This is a genomic window from Roseibium sp., from assembly GCF_050301095.1.
In the GTDB taxonomy this organism is placed as follows: Bacteria; Pseudomonadota; Alphaproteobacteria; order Rhizobiales; family Stappiaceae; genus Roseibium.
Genome location: NZ_JBNKYW010000044.1, coordinates 52872 through 70909, shown reverse-complemented (window position 1 = coordinate 70909; position 18038 = coordinate 52872). Strand labels below are relative to the sequence as shown.

Here is an 18038-nt window from a genome sequence, read left to right as displayed (position 1 = left end):
CGTGCAAACGAAATCACCGAGGGCGCGCCGCTGTCGAAGGAAGAGCAGGCCAAGGAATGGGAAAACCTGCAGAAGCTGAAAGCCCAGCAAGCGGGCGTGGCCGAAAGTGGCCTGGCCACCCGGCGTTTCCTGACGGAACCGCCGACCGACTACAGCACGCCTTCCCCGGATGCTCCCATGCCGGAGATCGTGACCAAGAAGAAGCGCAAACCGAGCAACTACGACCCTTATAGCGCCAAGCCGATCGACCCGCGTTGTCTGGAAGGCGAGTCCCAGTATTGCAACTGACCGGCGGGCGTCCGCTGCGTATGACAAAATTGTAACGAGACCTTCGGACGCGGCATCCTATATGGAGAAGAGCGTCCGGAGGTCTTTTTGCATTTCCTGAACAGCCTTCGAACACGGATCGCAGGCCGGGGCATTTTGCACTCGGCAAGATTTCAGACTGGAGCCGCTTGTGGACCCTGCCATTCGAAACCCTCGCCCTGCCCTCAAGTCCTGCCTGAAACGGTCGGCCGGGCTTCTCCTGCTCTCCGTACTTGTTGCCGGCGCGCTCGTACCGCTGGTGCCGGCACCAGCCCGCGCCGAGGCGACCGCGGCTCCGGAGATGGTCATTGCCCCCAATCTGGAAAATTTCACGCTGGCGAACGGTTTGCAGGTGGTGGTCATTCCCGATCACCGGGCACCTGTCGTCACCCACATGATCTGGTACAAGGTCGGCTCCGCCGACGAACCGGAGGGGCAATCCGGTGTGGCGCATTTCCTGGAACACCTGATGTTCAAGGGAACGCCCAAACACCCCAACGGGACCTTCTCGAAAATGGTGGCCGAGCGCGGCGGTCAGGAAAACGCCTTCACCAGCACGGATTACACCGCTTATTTCCAGCGCGTTGCCAAGGAACATCTGCCGCTCATGATGGCGCTGGAAGCGGACCGGATGGAGAACCTCGTGCTCAGCGACGACGTCGTTGCCCCCGAAAGGGACGTGGTTCTGGAAGAACGCCGCATGCGTGTCGACAGTGAACCTGGCTCCCGTTTGCGCGAAGCGATGAATGCCGTTCTTTTTGTCAATCATCCCTACGGCTCGCCCGTGATCGGCTGGGAGAGTGAAATCCAGGCGCTCAACAAGGACGCCGCGATTGCCTTCTACGACCGGTTCTATACCCCCAACAATGCCGTGGTGGTTATCGCCGGTGACGTGGATGTTGCCGAGATTCGACAGCTGGCCGAAGACACATACGGCAAGGTTGCCAGACGGGCGGAACCAGGACCGCGTATCCGCCCGGCGGAACCGCCGCTCGCCGGGGAACGGCGCATTGCCGTGACAGATCCGCGCGTCAAACAGGAATCGGTTTCCAAAACCTGGATCGTGCCCAGCCAGACCACCGGCCAGGGTCCGCTTCCGGAAGCCCTCGACGTGCTGTCCTATGTCCTGGGAGAAGGTCCCTCGAGCCGGTTGCACAAGTCCCTGGTCCTGGAACACGAAGCCGCCATCAGTTCCGGTGCCTACTACCAGGGAAGCGCGCTGGACAGCGGACGCTTCGGCATTTATGCCGCGCCCCGCCCGGGCCACACGCTCTCCGAAATGGAAGAGCTGATGTCCGCCGAACTTGAAAAACTGCTCAAGGACGGGGTCAGCGACGAGGAAGTCGAACGCGCCAAGCACAGCATGCTGGCCAGCGCGATCTATGCGCAGGACAGCCAGTCCGGGCTTGCCCGCCTTTTCGGAGGAGCGCTCACAACCGGCTTGACCATCAAGGATGTCCAGACCTGGCCCTCGCAGGTCGAAGCCGTCACGCCGCAGGATGTCCTGGACGCGGCCCGTGCCTACCTGAATGCGCAACCGGTGGTCGGGGAACTCCGCATGCCCTCGCCTTCTGAGCCGGACACCTCCCTCACCGATACGTCCAAAACCGAAGACAAGTCCTGACCCATGGCCGCCAAATCGCTTTTTAAAGCTCTCGCCCCCGTTCTCACAGTCGCGCTTGTCGTCTCGCTGCCCTTTCTGCGGCCGGCAGAGGCCGTCGAGATCCAGAAGGTCACCAGTCCCAAGGGCGTCGAAGCCTGGCTGGTTGAAGACCACACGGTCCCCATCATCGCCTTGAACTTCTCCTTTGAGGGCGGCTCCACTCAGGATCCGGAGGGCAAGGAGGGCCTGACGCGACTGCTGGCGGCCACCATGGACGAAGGCGCGGGCGACCTCAAATCTGAAGATTTCCAGGCGCAGCTGGAGAAGCTGGCCGTGAGCATCAGCTTCGACACCGGCAAGGACCGGTTCTATGGCAGCCTGAGGACCCTCACCTCGACGCTGCCGGAAGCGGCCGATCTCCTGGAACTGGCGGTGAACGAGCCGCGCTTCGACGATACGCCCGTTGAGCGGATGAAGACCCAGCTCGGCGCACAGGCCCGGCGCAATGAAAGTGATCCTGACGCGATTGCCGGCAGGGCTCTCGCCTCCGCCATGTTCGGCAGCCACCCCTACGCCCGGCCGACGCTCGGAACAGCGGAAAGCATCGCCGGGCTCGGCGCCGCGGATCTCAAAGCCCAGCACGCCAGGATCCTGTCCAGGAATGGACTCAACATCGGCGTTGTCGGCGCGATCGATGCCGAAACCCTCAAGCCACTGCTCGACAAAGTGTTCTCCTCCCTGCCGGAAAACACCGGTAAGTTGCCGGTAGCCGAACTCGAACCGCAATTCGGCCAGGAAATCGCCAGGGAACTAGACGTTCCGCAGACGACGATCCTCCTGGGGCTTCCCGGCCTCAAACGGGACGATCCGGAGTATCAGGCCGCTTATGTGATGAACCACATTCTGGGAGCCGGTAGCTTCACCTCCTGGATGTATCAGGAGGTCCGCGAAAAACGAGGCCTGACCTATGGAGCCGGCACGTCGCTGTCTCCCTATGAACATACCGGCCTCCTGCTCGGCTCGGCAGCAACCAAGGCCGAAAGCAAGGACGAAACAATCAAGGTCATGCTCGATCAGCTCCGGCGCATGGCAGAGGAAGGCCCGACCGAAGCAGAACTGCACTCCGCCAAGCAATATATCACCGGGTCCTACCCGCTGCGTTTCGACAGTTCCGGCAAGATTGCCCGGCAGCTGGTCGCCCTGCAGAATTCAGGCCTCGGCATCGATTACTTCGACCGACGCAACAGCGAGATCGAAGCCGTGACCCTCGAGGACGTCAGGCGCGTGGCCAGGCGGCTCCTGGCGGACAAGGTTCCCACCATCGTAACGGTAGGGCCGACGCAGGGTTGAGCCGGACGAGGACCGCATGAAGCGCAGCCGCTTCACGATCATGTTTATCGCACCCGTAAGGCGAGCTGTTTAAGACGTGGAACCTGTATGAAAGTCAAAACAGGTTCCACATGCCGCGCGACGATACCCGCAAGAAAAAATTTCACCGGATCATCCTGGCCTACCCGTTTGTGCTGGCCATCATCGCGCTGGCCGCCAATTCCCTTGTGTTCGGCGTCTTCCCGGTCTCGGCTTCGCTTCCCGCCCAACCCGTCATTCTGGCCTTGATCGCCAGCCTGTTGCTGCTTTTGGCAAATCACACCTGGCTGATGACAAGTACGGAACTGACACGCCTTAAATACGGCCTGCATGCGACGCCCGAGGAATGGGACGCGAGTGCAAGCAATAGAAGCGACGTTTCCGATGAAGGCATTCGCGAACTCGAGCGGCGCCACAATGCCCATGCCAACGCGACTGAAAACACCGTTCACTTCGCGTTGCTGGCGTTTCTCTTCAGCATCGTGTCTCCCCCGCCCGCGGCAGCCATCACATGGTTGGTCGGTTTTTCGCTGGGGCGGCTGGGACACACCTGGTCCTATCTGGCGGGAATGGACAATGCGCGTGGCCTGTTTATGAGCATCAGTCTGACGTCGCTCTATGGACTGGCCGGCTACCTGGCCATAGCTGCCTTTCTGTGAACCGGCCCGCATCGGGTTCGTTCGCATCCGTGGCAATGCGGCAGCCGCAGGCGAGGCCTGCGTAGTGCTGGAATTTGCCCAATTGCAATTGAAACTCCACGCCGGATCAGCCCGCAGCAGATCTCCGCGGGCCGGGTGCGGGCGTGCCCTGCAGCACCTCCGCCTTGACCGGGCGGGGCGGTGAGAACAGGTTGCCCTGGGCCAGTTTCACGTCGTAGTCGAGCAGCTCCAGAACCTGGGACTCCGTTTCGACATGATCCGTGATCAGCTCCATGCCGTAACGATGCAGAAGATCTCCGAAGTCCGACGGGTGAATGTGCCCGTGCTTGGCCTCCCGGCGCCCGATCAGATAGTCGGCGTGCAGCTTGCCGTATTTGAAACCGCGCCCGGCAAGTGAATGGAAGTCCATCTTCATGTCGGAGATCTGGTCGATGGAGAAACGGAAGCCGACTTCATAGAGCGAACTCAGGCTTTCCAGCTCCATCGGTCCCATTTCGGCGACATCCGGCTGGGAGAACTCGAAAACGAGAACATCCGCGAACTCCTTGTTGGACTTCACGAATTCCAGAAAACCGGGAAAGAACGTCTCATCCACCAGAGAATGGGAGGAGATGTTGCAGAAGAGGACAGCATTGCGGTTGCGCGAGGTCAGCCGGCGGATGACCTGGATCGACCGGAACAGCAGCAGATTGTCGATCCGGGCGATCTGGCCGGAACGCACCGCCTCCGGCAGGAAGCTGGCCGCCTCGACCGAATTGCCACTGCCATCGCGCAGCCGGGTGAAGGCCTCATAATACTTCACCTGGCGCTGCGGCAGGGTCACGATCGGCTGGAGATGCAGTTCGACCCGGTTGGCATTGAGGGCGGACGTGATGAGCTCGCGCATCGCCGTGTTCGGCTGCGGCTTTTGCGGTTCCATCGTCGCTGGAGGAACCGGGGAAGGATCGGCCTCTGGATACCGGTCGGGTCTGTAGGCGTTCTCTTCGCCGGCATACGGGTCCGGATAGCGGGCGGCGGCATCGTCCTGCCGCGGCGCGTGCACGCCGTAACGCCGGTCGAGTTCCGACATGTCGCGGCGAACCGGCGGTCTTTCGGGCTGCGGCTGTTGCCTGCCCTGCGCCTCGTAGGGAGGCGGAAAGGCGTCGCGTGCCTGTTGCGCCGGCTCCATCCGTTCCGGTTCCGGATAGGGAATGTGCTGTGCAGGGGGGTAATCCGGATACGAAGGCTGGCTCCGGGGATAGCTCGGCAGGCTCGGCATACGCGGCGGCGGTGTCAGCTGCTGCTGATCCTCGACCTTGGTTTCCAGGTCGGACATGGCTTCCGCCATTTGCTTGACCAGTGTCCCCAGAACTTCCACTTCGGCAAACAGGGGATCGATTTCAGCACGCGTGCGCCGGGGCATTGTGTGTTCCATGCCCGTCAGCCGGCCTTCGAGATTGCCGACATCCTCGTCGAGATCGGCCATGCGCTCTTCCAGACGGTCGACCGCTTCGCTGACCGCACCCCGGTCACGGGCGCGACCGATCAGCAGATGGAACAGGATCATGGTGCACATCAGCGCGAGCGACAGGGAGACAGCCTCGCCGAAGGGGCGGCCGAACTGAAAGATCAGCACCGTCGCCGACGACAAGGCGATAACGCCCATGCAGATTGCTACGAATATGGTCCCTGTCCGGCCCATGCGTGTGACTATTCCGTCTCGAATCAAATATCAGTGGTTAATCATGCCTTAAGAACCGGCCGCCACCGAATCCGCAACCCGCTTTAAGGCGTGAATTCCGGGACTTGTCCCCGATTATGCGTCACCGGAAAGGTCAATTCGGCCAAATCACGGCGCATTTCATCACAAACTCCGCCGATTTTCACGCTTCTCTCAACGCCGGAAGAAGAAGGCATTCTCCTTTTAAACTTTGCTTTCCACGGGGGACTTCGCTAATCTTACGTAGGGTAAACAAGTGTCGCGGGATTTGAATCAAGTTTGAAGAGGGGGACCGCCATGCGTGCCGCCGGACAAACGATCACGCGCCTTTCGCGGCAGCCTGCAACGGACGGCAAGACCGGCCTTCGCCCTCTTGCTTCGCAGTGCCCTGATGAATTGGCACCACATGACCTCCCCCCAGCCGGTGCGGGCTCCGGTGGCTCGAGATCTTTCGCCTCAGGGCCCGGCTCCCCGAAAAGCCTGACAGACACCGCTCCGACGGCCCAAACCTCTCCCCAGGACGCGCTGACGGACGAACAGATCCGGAATGCTCTCATCAAGACCCTGCAAAGTCCCGAATTCCAGTCGGCTCCGCAGCTGCGTGCCTTCCTTGAATTCGTGGTCAGCGCCACGCTCGGCAACCACCGGGAAAAAATCAAAGGCTACACCATCGCCGTGGAGGCTCTCGGCCGGCCACAGGATTTCAACCCGGTCACCGACCCGATCGTGCGTGTCGAGGCAGCACGGCTCCGGCGCAGACTGGCGAAGTATTACGAAAGCTCGGGCGCATCGGATCCGGTACGGATTGAAATACCGAAAGGCAGCTACGCCCCTGTCTTCCGTCGCGCCAGGCCAGCCACGGCTGCCGGATCCTCCGCGGAAAACGGAAGTCTGAAGAAATCCGGCAAGGTTTCCGAAGAGACGGCCGAGGCCCGCACCGCCGGTGCATCGCCCGCGCCGCTCGCCGAACTCAAGATGTTTCGGCAAAGGGTTATGACCCACCAGATCGCCCTGCCCTTCGCGCTCCTTCTGGCGGCGGCCTGCTTTCTGGCAGGTTTTCTGGCGGCTTCGCTGTAAGCGGACCGTTTTCACTCCCTAATTGTGCGAAAAATGCAATTTGCGCGTTCTGACAACGCTTTGTTTACCCTGTTCGGAGAATTATCAAATTGACGAATCTTTCGATTTGCGAATGACCCAGACTTAGCAATGGGGGTTGCCCAGAGATGGGGAGTAACGAGGGCAAAGAATTGCCTGTAATAGTACGCGTTCTCGACGCATCGGCTTCCGAAGCCGCCCGCACGTCTGCGGTTTGCGCGAAATTGTCTCATGCCTGCTCGGATCCCATCCTCTACACGGAATCCACGTCCTGCCTGCAAGACCTGGCGGACAAGACAACCGACATTCTCATCATCGATCTGGAAACCATCGGCGGTGATGACGCCCTGGAGGCCTACGCGGTCCGCTGCCCGAAGGCGGTCATCATCGCGGTGTCGGCCAGGGGATCCGTGTCGCGAGCCGTCAGCGCCATGCGCGCCGGTGCGCACGATTTCCTGACCAAGCCGTTTTCACTGGATGCGCTAGCCTCGAAGATCAGCTTCCAGCTCAAGCAGCGCCGCCCGGCCGTTGCGGCTCCCGTTGCTCCCGAAAAACCGGAGCCGCGCCAGTACGCCGAAAGACCGGAGCCGCTTGTTCCGGCCTCGATGAACAAGGTGGAGCCGTCCGGCCTGAACAGGCTGATCGGCCATTCCGCCCCCATGCGGGATATCCACGACCAGATCGCCCGGATGGCCCCCTCGCAGGCCCCTGTCTTCATCACGGGGGAATCGGGAACCGGCAAGGAACTTTGCGCCAACGCCGTTCACGACCTGTCCGACCGGCGCTCCGAACGCTTCGTGACGCTCAATTGCGCCGCCATTCCGCGCGATCTCATCGAAAGCGAAATCTTCGGCTACGTACGGGGCGCCTTCACGGGCGCGACCGACAACCGTGCGGGTGCAGCCGAGCAGGCCGACGGCGGCACGCTGTTCCTCGATGAAATCGGCGAGATGGACCTGCTCCTGCAAAGCAAGCTGCTGCGTTTCCTTCAGACCGGAACCTTCCAGCGTCTCGGCGACACGCAAAGCCGCAAGGTGGACGCGCGCATCATCTGCGCGACCAATCGCAATCCCGTCGCGGAGATTTCCGCCGGCCGGTTCCGCGAGGATCTCTATTACCGGTTGCATGTGCTGCCGATCCATCTGCCCCCTCTCAGGGAACGCCGCGACGACATTCTGCCCCTGGCAGAAGCCTTCCTGGAGCGCTATGCCCGCGAGGAGCGGCGCAGCTTCAAGGGTTTCGATGCCGACGCGGAAGCGCGGATCGTCTCCTATTCCTGGCCCGGCAATGTCCGGCAGCTGGAAAACACCATTCGTCAGATGGTTGTCATGAACGAAGGCGCTGCGGTCACCTACGACATGCTGCCCATGGTCATCCGCGACCAGAGCGCTCGCCCCACCGCGGTCATCGACCTCTCCCGCGAGCGGTCCCGGGCAAGCGCCCCGAGCCGACCCTTCGGCACGATCGAACCGCTCTGGGCCCAGGAACGCAGGATCATCGAGGATGCCCTTGATGCCTTCGACGGCAACATAGCCATGGCCGCGGCGGCACTTGAGATCAGCCCGTCAACGATCTACCGCAAGCGTCAGTCCTGGTCGGCACGCTGCCTCTGACCGGCATCGCCCCCATTCCGCGCCACAGCGGCGACGTCATCCCGCTCTGATCCGATCAGCTTCCTGCTTTCATGCATAAACACATGAAAGCAGGACAGTTTCGTTTACTGCATTGCACACATTTTCTTGTGTCTGCGCAAAAGTCGGTCTATATCGGCCAAATCGCTAAATAATGACAAGATTTAAGGGCGTGCGGGGAAATATGACGTTGCTGACTGGAAGACTTGCAACCCGGCAGATTGCATCTGCCGTACTCATTACGGCTGGAACATTGGCGGGAATTCTGTCCGCCTCGGCCCAGCAGGAAACCAGCTCAGCACCTTCAGAAGCTTTCGTGAGTGCCCTGACCGCCTATGACCAGGCCTGGAACGCCTCCGGCCTGGCCTTTTCCAAGGTTACCTTCACCGACGGCACCGGGTCCGGGTACGGCCACTACGCACCGCGCTCCGGCACCACCTTTACAGATAGCGAAACACTGTCTGTCTACGCGGAACCCGTCGGCTATGCTTTCCGCCAGACTGACGACGGCTATGCCTACGAACTGACCGCCAGCTACAAGCTGCTCAACCTGTCCGGTCAGGTACTCGCCGAACAGGACGATTTCGCAACCTTTTCCGGCAACGGCCGTTCGAAAAAGCGGGAACTGGCGGCAACACTGTCCTTTCAGTTCAGCGGCCTGCCCGCAGGCAGCTACAAGCTGGAGGCCACCTTCACCGACCTGATCGGCGGCAAGCAGTCCGCATTTACGCTGCCCTTCGCCATTTCCGCCAGCAACTGACCCGGAAAGGGCGTCGCGGCAGCCAAAAATCCGCCATCTTGCGTGCTGATAGTCCGGCTGCACCGTAGGAACCGCCGCCCTCTCGCCTGCCGGACTCGGCCCACACCGGAAACAGTGTAGAAATTCTCCTCTCAAAGCATTGACAAGCCCGGCCCGGCTACATAAATCGAAGGCGCTGTTAGCACTCGCCATTGAGGAGTGCTAATACGCGACGGGAGGGGTGAAGCTCTTCCGTTCAAGTCAACCAATGTTCATGTCTCGCGCGCTGCCTAATTGCGTGGGGCGCGCTCATGAGAGGAAACAGTGTTATGGCATTTCGTCCACTGCACGACCGTGTTGTCGTTCGCCGCGTAGACTCTGAAGAAAAGACCGCTGGCGGCATCATCATTCCGGACACCGCGAAAGAAAAGCCGCAGGAAGGCGAGATCATCGCTGTCGGCACCGGTGCCCGCAAGGACAGCGGCGAGCTCATCCCGCTCGACGTCAAGGAAGGCGACCGTGTTCTGTTCGGCAAGTGGTCCGGCACCGAAGTCAAGATCGACGGTGAAGACCTGCTGATCATGAAGGAATCCGACATCATGGGCGTGATCGCTTAATTCACAGCGAACCGCTTCTGATTTCACAATCATTCCAGAATAAGTGAGACGATCACATGGCTGCTAAAGAAGTAAAATTCTCCTCCGACGCTCGCGAGCGCATGCTGCGCGGCGTGGATATCCTTGCTAACGCCGTGAAGGTAACCCTCGGCCCGAAAGGCCGTAACGTCGTTCTTGACAAGGCCTTCGGCGCACCGCGCATCACCAAGGACGGTGTTTCCGTTGCCAAGGAAATCGAACTGGAAGACAAGTTCGAAAACATGGGCGCCCAGATGGTGCGCGAAGTGGCTTCCAAGACCAACGACATCGCTGGCGACGGCACGACCACCGCAACCGTTCTGGCCCAGTCCATCGTCCGGGAAGGCGCCAAGGCTGTTGCAGCCGGCATGAACCCGATGGACCTGAAGCGCGGCGTTGATCTTGCTGCTGCCGAAGCCGTCAAGGCTCTGACTGCTGCTTCCAAGACCATCACCACCTCCGCTGAAGTGGCACAGGTCGGCACCATCTCCGCCAACGGCGACGAGCAGGTCGGCAAGGACATTGCCGAAGCCATGCAGAAAGTCGGCAACGAAGGTGTCATCACCGTCGAGGAAGCCAAGTCCCTCGAAACCGAACTCGAAGTCGTCGAAGGCATGCAGTTCGACCGCGGCTACCTGTCCCCGTACTTCGTCACCAATGCCGACAAGATGCTGGCTGACCTGGAAAAGCCGTACATCCTGCTGCACGAGAAGAAGCTCTCCAACCTGCAGGCCATGCTGCCGATCCTGGAAGCTGTCGTTCAGTCTTCCCGCCCGCTGCTCATCATCGCTGAAGATGTTGAAGGCGAAGCTCTGGCAACCCTCGTTGTCAACAAGCTGCGCGGTGGCCTGAAAATCGCTGCTGTCAAGGCTCCGGGCTTCGGCGACCGCCGCAAGGCAATGCTGGAAGACATCGCGATCCTGACCGGCGGCACCGTGATCTCCGAAGATCTCGGCATCAAGCTGGAAAACGTGACCCTCGACATGCTCGGCACCGCCGAGAAGGTGTCCATCACCAAGGAAAACACCACCATCGTCGATGGTGCAGGTTCCAAGGACGACATCAACGGCCGCGTTGGCCAGATCAAGGCACAGATCGAGGAAACCACTTCCGATTACGACCGTGAGAAGCTGCAGGAACGTCTTGCCAAGCTTGCTGGCGGTGTGGCCGTGATCCGCGTTGGCGGTGCGACCGAAATCGAAGTGAAAGAGAAAAAAGACCGCGTCGACGATGCTCTGAACGCAACCCGCGCTGCCGTTGAAGAAGGCATCGTCCCGGGTGGCGGCACCGCTCTGCTGCGTGCGAAAAAGGCTGTTGAAGCTCTGACTTCCGACAACGCCGACATCGCAGCAGGCATCAAGATCGTCCTGCGCGCTCTGGAAGCTCCGATCCGTCAGATCGCTGAAAACGCTGGTGTCGAAGGCTCCATCGTTGTCGGCAAGATCCAGGAAAACGACGACGCTTCCTTCGGCTTCAACGCTCAGACCGAGCAGTTCGTCAACATGATCGAAGCTGGTATCATCGACCCGACCAAGGTTGTCCGTACTGCCCTGCAGGACGCAGCTTCCGTCGCTGGTCTGCTGATCACCACCGAAGCCATGGTTGCCGAACTGCCGAAGAAAGACGCTGGACCGGCAATGCCGGGCGGCGACATGGGCGGCATGGGCGGCATGGGCTTCTAAGAAGTCCAAGGCTCATCAGTCTTACGGAAAGGGCGGCTCTCGAGCCGCCCTTTTTTCATCGCACGCCGCCCAACATTTTCAGTTTACGCCGCCATGCAGCGCGGGAGGCGGCATGGGCTTCCAAGAAGCCTGAAGCTCACAAGCTTTACGGAAAGGGCGGCTCTCGAGCCGCCCTTCTTTCATTTGAAAATCAGCGTGACCAGTTGTCCGGGATGCCGGAAAACGGTCAGTCCTTTGCGGCAGCGACGATGATGATCTCGACCTTGTAGTCGGGCGTTGCCAGCCGGGATTCGCCACAGGCGCGCGCCGGCGGATTGGCCGGATCCACCCAGGCATCCCAGACCGAGTTCATTTCGGCAAAGTCGTCCATCGTTTCCAGCCAGATCGTCGCCTGCAGGATGCGGGACTTGTCGCTGCCGGATTTCTCCAGAAGGGTTTCGATGTTTTCAAGGATCGTCCGGGTCTGGTCCGCGACACTGTCACCGGCATTGCCGACCTGGCCGGCAAGATAAACAAGACCGCCATGAATCACGGCCTGGCTCATGCGCGGGCCGGATTCCAGCCGTTTGATATCGGACATTTGGTAATTCCTTCTGGTTTTGAATGAGACACGCTCAGAATAGGCGTGCGGGGTTCAGCGAGTTGATAACGTCGTCCTGCAGCTCGGAAGACCGTTCAAAACACAGGTCCGCTGCAAGCTGCGACAGGGCGGGAGCCGTTTGTACACCGTAGCCCCCCTGCCCCGCCAGCCAGAAGAAACCTTCCGCATCCGGCGCGAAGCCGACCACGGGCGTCCGGTCGGATACAAAACTGCGCAGGCCCGCCCAGTTCCGTTCCACGCGCGTCACCGGCATCGTGACGGCCTGTTCGAACCGGTAGAGCCCCTCGGCAAGCACCATGTCGTCCGGCCAGGCATCGTGCGGGTCAACCGGATCTTCGTCCGCCGGGGAGACCATCAGCTTGCCGGCATCCGGTTTGACGTACCAGCTCTCCGAGGCACTGGCGACAAGCGGCCATTTTGTGACATCCACACCGTCCGGAGGCGGAACAATGGCTGCCGAGCGGCGCATTGGCACAAGTCCGACCGTCCCGGCGCCTGCCATTTCGGCCACCTGGTCCGCCCAGGCGCCGGCGGCATTGATCAGAACGGGAGCCTCAAAAGTGCCTCTCGGGGTGTCGACACGCCACACGCCGCCCGCCCTCTCGATACGCTGCGCCGGAGCTTCCGTGACGATGTTCGTGCCGTGCCTTTTCGCATGGCGGGCGAAGCCCTGCAGCAGACGGTCGACGTCGATGTCCTGTGCGTCCCGCTCAATGGCAGCGGCGGCAATGCCTTCCTTGCGGAGCAGCGGAAAGAGGGCGACCGCCTCCTCCGCCGTCAGCACTTCCATGCCGTCCGCCCCTTCCAGGTAGTCGTGAAAATGGGCGAGCTCGTCTTCCGTCGCGATCAGCATTTCACCGCGCGGCGAAAGAAGGCTGAAGTCGGAAATGCCTTCGGGATTCTTCAAAACCGGCTCAGAGGCGGCATTCAGCGCCCTGAGAGTCCGGTTGCCATAGTTGCGGATGAAGATCGCGGCCGAGCGGCCGGTGGAATGCCGGCCGAGTGCATCTTCCATTTCAAGGACCGTTACGGAGGCGTCAGGCGCCAGGCGCGCGGCCGCACCGGCTCCTGCAATCCCCCCGCCGAGGATCAGGAAATCGGAGGTTTCGGTCATGCGTCCTGGAATCCTTTCAGGAAGCTGGTGAGATTCTGGCCAAGTTCCTCGGAAAGGTAGCCACCTTCCTGCACGAAGAGTGTCGGCAGGCCGAGCCCGGCAATGGCCGCCCCGATCCGGCCGAAACCCGGCGTGGTGATGGCCAGCCCCTTCAGGGGATCCTTCTCATAAGCATCCAGACCCAGGGCGACAACCAGAACATCGGTGCCGAAGGCCCGGATATGATCGAAGGCCGTTTCCAGCGTCTTGAGGTAATCGTCGTCGTTCGTCCCGCGCACCAGAGGCAGGTTGAGATTACAGCCGCGTCCTGCGCCCTCGCCGCGCTCATGTCCGTGCCCCCAGAAGAAGGGATAAAAACGCACGGGATCAGCGTGGATGGAGACGGTCAGCACATCTCCTCGTTCATAGAAAATGCCTTGCGTGCCGTTGCCGTGATGGACGTCGATGTCGAGAATGGCGGGACGTTTGCCAGCCTTCAGCAACCGTTCGGCAGCGATTCCGGAATTGTTCAGAAAACAGAACCCGCCGGCCAGATCACCGAAGGCATGGTGGCCGGGCGGACGGGAAAGCACATAGGCCGCCTGCTCGCCCGATGCCATCAGATCCGCGCCTTCAACCGCACACTGGGCGGACCAATAGGCAGCTTCCCAGGTCCCTCCCGCAATCGGGCAGCTTGTGTCGGCCTGGTGAAAGCCCGCCTGGCCGACGGCAGAGCGCGGATAGGAGGCAGTGCGCCGGTCCGGATGAATGTTCGGGATAACTTCGTCCGAAGCCCCTTCGATGCGGCTCCAGCGTTTGTGGATCGTCTGCAGGAAAACCAGATATTCAGCCGAATGCAGGGCGGAGATCGGGCCGAGGCCATGGTCTCCCGGCGCTTCGAACCGGCAACCGGCCGCTTCCGCTCCGTTCTTCAGGACCTCAATCCGCCTTGGCTGCTCGGGATTGGGCAGCAGAGCGCCATTCGCCATGAAGTGCTTCGGGTCGTGCGCCCACTGGCGCTCGTCAAAAATGGCTTTCATGGACGTTTCCTCAAATTTTCCAGTTCCGGCCCCATCAGGTCGAAGACGGTTTCGTCCTTGCGTGGCTTGAAACCCAGTCTCTCGTAGAACCGTTGTGCATCCGGATTGTCGTGATAGACGGCAAGCTTCACGAAAGTGACGCTCCAGTTTTCCGGAGCAAGATCGACGGCGGCTGCCAGAAGCCGCTGACCGAGACCTGCACCGCGCACGTGGCTGTCGACCCAAAGGTCGGACACATAAAGGCCGGCGCCGCCCCGGGTCGTTGAAAAGACCGGAGAGGCAAGCAGCGCTCCGACCGTCCGGTCATCGCTCTTCCTGATCGCAAGCAGAGCGAAAAAGGCCGGTTCTCCGGAAAAGCCATGCCGCAACATGTCGTCGAGCGACGCCATATGGGTGTCGTTCAGATCCGTGGAGAGCTTGCAAAGCGCTGCGTGCAGCCGTTCTGCATCCGCCGCGTCCGCCCGCCTGATTTCAATATCACTCATCGTCAGAACGCCGTCCTGTCCGCCCCCTTGAGCCCGAGCATTTCCCGGGCTTCATCGGGGGACGCCACGCTTCGGCCGAGAGCTTCGACGATCGTCCGGATCTTTTCGACCTGCTCGGCGTTGGAACGCGCAAGTTCACCGCGTGCAATATAGAGATTGTCCTCCAGCCCGACCCGCACATGGCCACCCATGCTGGCCGCCATGGTGGCAAAGGGGATCTGCTGGCGTCCGGCCGCCAGGACCGAGAAGATGTAATCGTCTCCAAAAAGCTTGTCGGCCATGCGCTTCATATGCTGCAGGTTCTCCGGATCGGCACCGATACCGCCGAGAACGCCGAAGACGAACTGGATGAAGAACGGCGCCTTGATCAGGCCGCGGTCCGCGAAGTGGCGCAGCATGTAAAGGTGGCTGACGTCGTAGCACTCGAATTCGAACCGCGCGCCACGTTCCTGGCCCATCTTGGTCAGTACGAAGGCGATGTCACGCGGCGTGTTCTTGAAAACGAGGTCGTCCGTACCCCGCAGGAAGGGCTGTTCCCAGTCGTGAACCCAGTTGTCGTAGCGGTCCGCCAGCGGATAGAGGGCGAAGTTCATGGTGCCCATGTTGAGCGAACACATCTCCGGTTCCGCCTTCAGCGGCCCGGCGATCCTGTCCTCCAGGCTCATGACTGCGCTGCCGCCGGTGGAGAGATTGAGCACGGCATCGCTGCCCGCCTTGATTTCGGGCAGGAACGCCATGAAATCCTCTTCCCGGGCAGACGGCTGGCCCGTCGCGGGATTTCGGGCATGAAGATGCAGGATGGCAGCGCCCGCCTCGGCGGCACCGATGGACTGGCCCGCAATCTCCGCTGCCGACACCGGCAGATGCGGCGACATGGTGGGCGTGTGGATGGAGCCCGTGATGGCACAGGTGATGATGATCTTGTTCGTCATTTTATATATCAGCTTGCTCTGGCTCGTTGCTGCGAGATCCTGTCCAGAAACTGGCGGAGCGACAGATCGAGGCCTTCGATGATCTCGGAAACATGATCGGCCGTCGAAATCATCGGCGGCGCGACCAGGAAATGATCGCCGCTGTAACCGCCGCGCGTGCGGCGGGAGTAGATGATCAGGCCGTTGTCATAGGCGATGTCGACCAGCTGGTTGTAGGCATTCAGCTCCTTGGGCAAGGGACGCAAAGACGCCCTGTCCTCGACCAGTTCAAACGCCAGCAGAAGCCCCTCGCCGCGCACGTCGCCGATGATGGAATGGCGATCCATCAGCTTTTCCAGTTCGCTTTTCAGGAGCGCGCCGACCGTGGCGGCATTGCCGCAGAGGTCCTCGCGTTCGATTTCCTCCAGCACCGCCAGCCCGGCCGCACAGGCGAGCGGATTACCGGCATAGGTAAAGCCGTGCAGGAACCCGCCGGCATCCAGCACGTTGGTAACAATGTCCTTGTGGGCAACCATCGCTCCGAGCGGGGCATATCCGGCGGCAAAGCCCTTGGAGATCACCAGAATATCCGGGTCGACGTTCCAGTGTTCGGCGGCGAAGAACTTGCCCGTGCGGCCACCGCCGGACATGACTTCGTCATGGATCAGCAGAACGCCATAGCGCGTGCAGATCTCCCGGATGCGGCGCATGTAGCCTTTCGGAGGAACCAGCGCTCCTGTGGAGGCCCCTCCCACCGGCTCGACGATGAAGGCCAGGATCGTTTCCGGGCCCTCCGCCAGGATCCTTTCCTCCAGCATGTCGGCATAATGTCTGCCCGTCGCCTCGTCTTCCGGGTCGAGCCCGTCGAGATAGGCGCGCGGGGCCGGGATCTTGGGCATCGGCCGCATCATCGGATCGAAGGGGGCCGTCAGCGGCGCATAACCGGTCAGGGCCAGCGCGCCGAGCGTGCAGCCGTGGTAGCTCGGCTCCCGCGAAATGACCTTGGTGCGCTGTGCCTCACCGGTCGCGACCGCGTTCTGGCGCGCCAGCTTGATGGCACTTTCGACGGCTTCCGACCCACCGGAAACGAAGAAGACCTTGTCCAGTCCTTCGGGAGCAAGCGAGGCCGTCCTGGCAGCCAGAAGCTCGGCCGGTTCCGTCTCGAAATGAAGCCGGTAGCCGAAGGTGGACTTGTCCATCTGCTTGCGCATGGCGTCCAGAACGCGCGGATTGGAATGGCCGATGTTGCAGACCATTGCGCCGGAGGATCCATCCAGATAGCGCTTGCCGTCGACGTCCCACATGTAGACGCCCCGGGCCTGGTCGAGCACCGGACGTCTTTGCCGGCTCTGGTAGAAAAGATGAGATGTTTCTACGCCACTCATTGAGAGGTTCCTGGTAATGCCGCGCAGTCGCGCGGACGGAAACGAACGGATACCGGCGCGCCTTCCGCGAAGGGTCGCTGGTCGATCATGTTTATTGCCTGAAGCTGTTGATCCCCGACTCGCACGAAATAGCGTGCGGCCTGGCCCTGATAATCGACGGCTTCCACAATTCCGTCCAGCGCAATCCGATCGTCCGCCGGCTCCGCCTTGTCCGTCAGGACCAGTTTTTCCGCCCGGATGACAAGCTGCGCCGGACCGACCGAGCCGACATTGGGCGCTCGCTCCTTCGGCACCGTGATCTCGCCGAAATGGGGCAGCTCGAGCGCCGGGCCGGTTCCGTTCACTTCCCGGCAGGTTGCGGGGAGAATGTTCGAGATGCCGAGGAACCTTGAAACGAATTCGCTGGCGGGTGTGTTGTAGACCTCCTCGGGCGTCCCGATCTGCTCGACCCGCCCGTTGGACATGACGACGATCCTGTCGGACATGGCGAGCGCTTCCGACTGGTCGTGCGTGACGAAAACGGTGGTGATACCGATCCGGTGCTGGATCCGCTTCAGTTCCACGCGCATGTCCTCGCGCAGATTGGCGTCGAGCGCCGAGAGCGGCTCATCCAGAAGAAGAACGTCCGGCTCGATGACGATGGCGCGGGCCAGGGCAATGCGCTGCTGCTGCCCGCCGGAGAGTTGTTTCGGATAACGATCACCGACATGCGGCAGCTGCACCAGTTCCAGGGCATCTTTCACTTTCTTCGCCGCATCCGCCTTAGAGATGCTCCGGTACTTCAGCCCGAAGGCGACGTTTTCCGCAATCGTCTTATGGGGAAAGAGCGCGTAGTTCTGGAACACGAGGCCTAGGTTGCGTCTGTGGATCGGCACTTCGTTGATGCGCTGCCCCTTGATCGTGATGTCGCCTTCGGTCGGGTCGATGAGGCCGGCGATCATCCGCAGGGTGGTCGTCTTTCCGCATCCCGAAGGACCCAGCAGCGTAACGAAGCTGCCATCGGGTATCTCCATGCTCATCCGGTGCACGGCAGTAAAGCCGCCGAACTTCTTGACGATATTGGTAAGGGAAACTGCGCTCACGCCATTTCTCCGGAATTGCTGAAG

At 61.2% G+C, this 18038-nt stretch carries 17 protein-coding genes; 9 read left to right on the top strand and 8 right to left on the bottom strand.

The genetic code is table 11. The annotated features are described in order from the left end of the window. The 4 genes from ACQY7U_RS03855 to ACQY7U_RS03840 all read left to right on the top strand — a co-directional run. Positions 1 to 288: hypothetical protein (locus tag ACQY7U_RS03855; RefSeq protein WP_428642156.1), on the top strand; the 288-nt coding region annotated here is incomplete at its 5' end. 169 nt (positions 289 to 457) lie between these two features. Beyond that, on the top strand, positions 458 to 1930 hold the full coding sequence (locus tag ACQY7U_RS03850; RefSeq protein WP_428642153.1) for a M16 family metallopeptidase: 1473 nt from the start codon (positions 458 to 460) through the stop codon (positions 1928 to 1930). Positions 1931 to 1933: 3 nt separating this feature from the next. Next, positions 1934 to 3259, top strand: coding sequence for a M16 family metallopeptidase (locus ACQY7U_RS03845; RefSeq protein WP_428642151.1), 1326 nt, complete (start codon positions 1934 to 1936; stop codon positions 3257 to 3259). A gap of 110 nt (positions 3260 to 3369) precedes the next feature. Next, on the top strand, positions 3370 to 3936 hold the full coding sequence (locus ACQY7U_RS03840; protein ID WP_428642149.1) for an MAPEG family protein: 567 nt from the start codon (positions 3370 to 3372) through the stop codon (positions 3934 to 3936). A 106-nt stretch (positions 3937 to 4042) separates the two neighbouring features. Here the strand turns inward: ACQY7U_RS03840 and ACQY7U_RS03835 are convergent, their stop codons facing one another. After that, on the bottom strand, positions 4043 to 5617 hold the full coding sequence (locus ACQY7U_RS03835; protein ID WP_428642147.1) for an EAL domain-containing protein: 1575 nt from the start codon (positions 5615 to 5617) through the stop codon (positions 4043 to 4045). A gap of 315 nt (positions 5618 to 5932) precedes the next feature. Between ACQY7U_RS03835 and ACQY7U_RS03830 the strand changes: the two genes are divergently transcribed. The 5 genes from ACQY7U_RS03830 (at position 5933) to groL (ending at position 11417) form a co-directional block, all read left to right on the top strand. After that, positions 5933 to 6712 (top strand): hypothetical protein, encoded by a 780-nt coding sequence (locus tag ACQY7U_RS03830; RefSeq protein ID WP_428642144.1) that lies wholly within the window; start codon positions 5933 to 5935, stop codon positions 6710 to 6712. A gap of 146 nt (positions 6713 to 6858) precedes the next feature. Then, on the top strand, positions 6859 to 8343 hold the full coding sequence (locus tag ACQY7U_RS03825; RefSeq protein ID WP_428642142.1) for a sigma-54 dependent transcriptional regulator: 1485 nt from the start codon (positions 6859 to 6861) through the stop codon (positions 8341 to 8343). 334 nt (positions 8344 to 8677) lie between these two features. Further along, the gene (locus tag ACQY7U_RS03820) at positions 8678 to 9121 is read left to right on the top strand and encodes a hypothetical protein (protein WP_428642139.1); all 444 of its coding nucleotides are present in this window, start codon (positions 8678 to 8680) and stop codon (positions 9119 to 9121) included. A gap of 308 nt (positions 9122 to 9429) precedes the next feature. Continuing rightward, complete coding sequence (groES, locus tag ACQY7U_RS03815) at positions 9430 to 9717, top strand: co-chaperone GroES (RefSeq protein WP_428642137.1); 288 nt, start codon at positions 9430 to 9432, stop codon at positions 9715 to 9717. 56 nt (positions 9718 to 9773) lie between these two features. Continuing rightward, positions 9774 to 11417 (top strand): chaperonin GroEL, encoded by a 1644-nt coding sequence (groL, locus tag ACQY7U_RS03810; RefSeq protein ID WP_428642135.1) that lies wholly within the window; start codon positions 9774 to 9776, stop codon positions 11415 to 11417. Between the two features lie 226 nt (positions 11418 to 11643). Here the strand turns inward: groL and ACQY7U_RS03805 are convergent, their stop codons facing one another. From ACQY7U_RS03805 to ACQY7U_RS03775, 7 genes are read right to left on the bottom strand one after another with little or no spacing between them, the layout of a single operon-like run. After that, complete coding sequence (locus tag ACQY7U_RS03805) at positions 11644 to 11997, bottom strand: RidA family protein (protein WP_428642133.1); 354 nt, start codon at positions 11995 to 11997, stop codon at positions 11644 to 11646. A 34-nt stretch (positions 11998 to 12031) separates the two neighbouring features. Next, on the bottom strand, positions 12032 to 13132 hold the full coding sequence (locus ACQY7U_RS03800) for an NAD(P)/FAD-dependent oxidoreductase (RefSeq protein WP_428642131.1): 1101 nt from the start codon (positions 13130 to 13132) through the stop codon (positions 12032 to 12034). Next, a complete protein-coding gene (locus ACQY7U_RS03795; RefSeq protein ID WP_428642128.1) occupies positions 13129 to 14151 on the bottom strand; it encodes a histone deacetylase family protein in 1023 nt (340 codons plus the stop codon). Before ACQY7U_RS03795 ends, ACQY7U_RS03800 begins: the two co-directional genes overlap by 4 nt. Beyond that, positions 14148 to 14636, bottom strand: coding sequence for an N-acetyltransferase family protein (locus ACQY7U_RS03790; protein WP_428642126.1), 489 nt, complete (start codon positions 14634 to 14636; stop codon positions 14148 to 14150). Before ACQY7U_RS03790 ends, ACQY7U_RS03795 begins: the two co-directional genes overlap by 4 nt. Positions 14637 to 14638: 2 nt before the next feature. Further along, positions 14639 to 15568, bottom strand: coding sequence for a 3-keto-5-aminohexanoate cleavage protein (locus tag ACQY7U_RS03785; protein ID WP_428642124.1), 930 nt, complete (start codon positions 15566 to 15568; stop codon positions 14639 to 14641). A gap of 8 nt (positions 15569 to 15576) precedes the next feature. After that, the gene (locus ACQY7U_RS03780) at positions 15577 to 16932 is read right to left on the bottom strand and encodes an aspartate aminotransferase family protein (RefSeq protein ID WP_428642122.1); all 1356 of its coding nucleotides are present in this window, start codon (positions 16930 to 16932) and stop codon (positions 15577 to 15579) included. Next, positions 16929 to 18014 carry an ABC transporter ATP-binding protein gene (locus ACQY7U_RS03775; protein WP_428642119.1) on the bottom strand — a complete coding sequence of 362 codons (1086 nt, stop codon included), beginning with the start codon at positions 18012 to 18014 and terminating at the stop codon, positions 16929 to 16931. The genes ACQY7U_RS03780 and ACQY7U_RS03775 overlap by 4 nt, the downstream gene beginning before the upstream one ends. Between the last annotated feature and the right edge of the window lie 24 nt (positions 18015 to 18038).

Coding starts and splice junctions, on each gene's coding strand:
- groL (WP_428642135.1), top strand. CDS start 9,774: ATGGCTGCTAAAGAAGTAAAATTCTCCTCCGACGCTCGCGAGCGCATG.
- ACQY7U_RS03785 (WP_428642124.1), bottom strand. CDS start 15,568: ATGACGAACAAGATCATCATCACCTGTGCCATCACGGGCTCCATCCAC.
- ACQY7U_RS03805 (WP_428642133.1), bottom strand. CDS start 11,997: ATGTCCGATATCAAACGGCTGGAATCCGGCCCGCGCATGAGCCAGGCC.
- groES (WP_428642137.1), top strand. CDS start 9,430: ATGGCATTTCGTCCACTGCACGACCGTGTTGTCGTTCGCCGCGTAGAC.
- ACQY7U_RS03840 (WP_428642149.1), top strand. CDS start 3,370: ATGCCGCGCGACGATACCCGCAAGAAAAAATTTCACCGGATCATCCTG.
- ACQY7U_RS03845 (WP_428642151.1), top strand. CDS start 1,934: ATGGCCGCCAAATCGCTTTTTAAAGCTCTCGCCCCCGTTCTCACAGTC.
- ACQY7U_RS03835 (WP_428642147.1), bottom strand. CDS start 5,617: ATGGGCCGGACAGGGACCATATTCGTAGCAATCTGCATGGGCGTTATC.
- ACQY7U_RS03795 (WP_428642128.1), bottom strand. CDS start 14,151: ATGAAAGCCATTTTTGACGAGCGCCAGTGGGCGCACGACCCGAAGCAC.
- ACQY7U_RS03830 (WP_428642144.1), top strand. CDS start 5,933: ATGCGTGCCGCCGGACAAACGATCACGCGCCTTTCGCGGCAGCCTGCA.
- ACQY7U_RS03780 (WP_428642122.1), bottom strand. CDS start 16,932: ATGAGTGGCGTAGAAACATCTCATCTTTTCTACCAGAGCCGGCAAAGA.
- ACQY7U_RS03790 (WP_428642126.1), bottom strand. CDS start 14,636: ATGAGTGATATTGAAATCAGGCGGGCGGACGCGGCGGATGCAGAACGG.
- ACQY7U_RS03800 (WP_428642131.1), bottom strand. CDS start 13,132: ATGACCGAAACCTCCGATTTCCTGATCCTCGGCGGGGGGATTGCAGGA.
- ACQY7U_RS03825 (WP_428642142.1), top strand. CDS start 6,859: ATGGGGAGTAACGAGGGCAAAGAATTGCCTGTAATAGTACGCGTTCTC.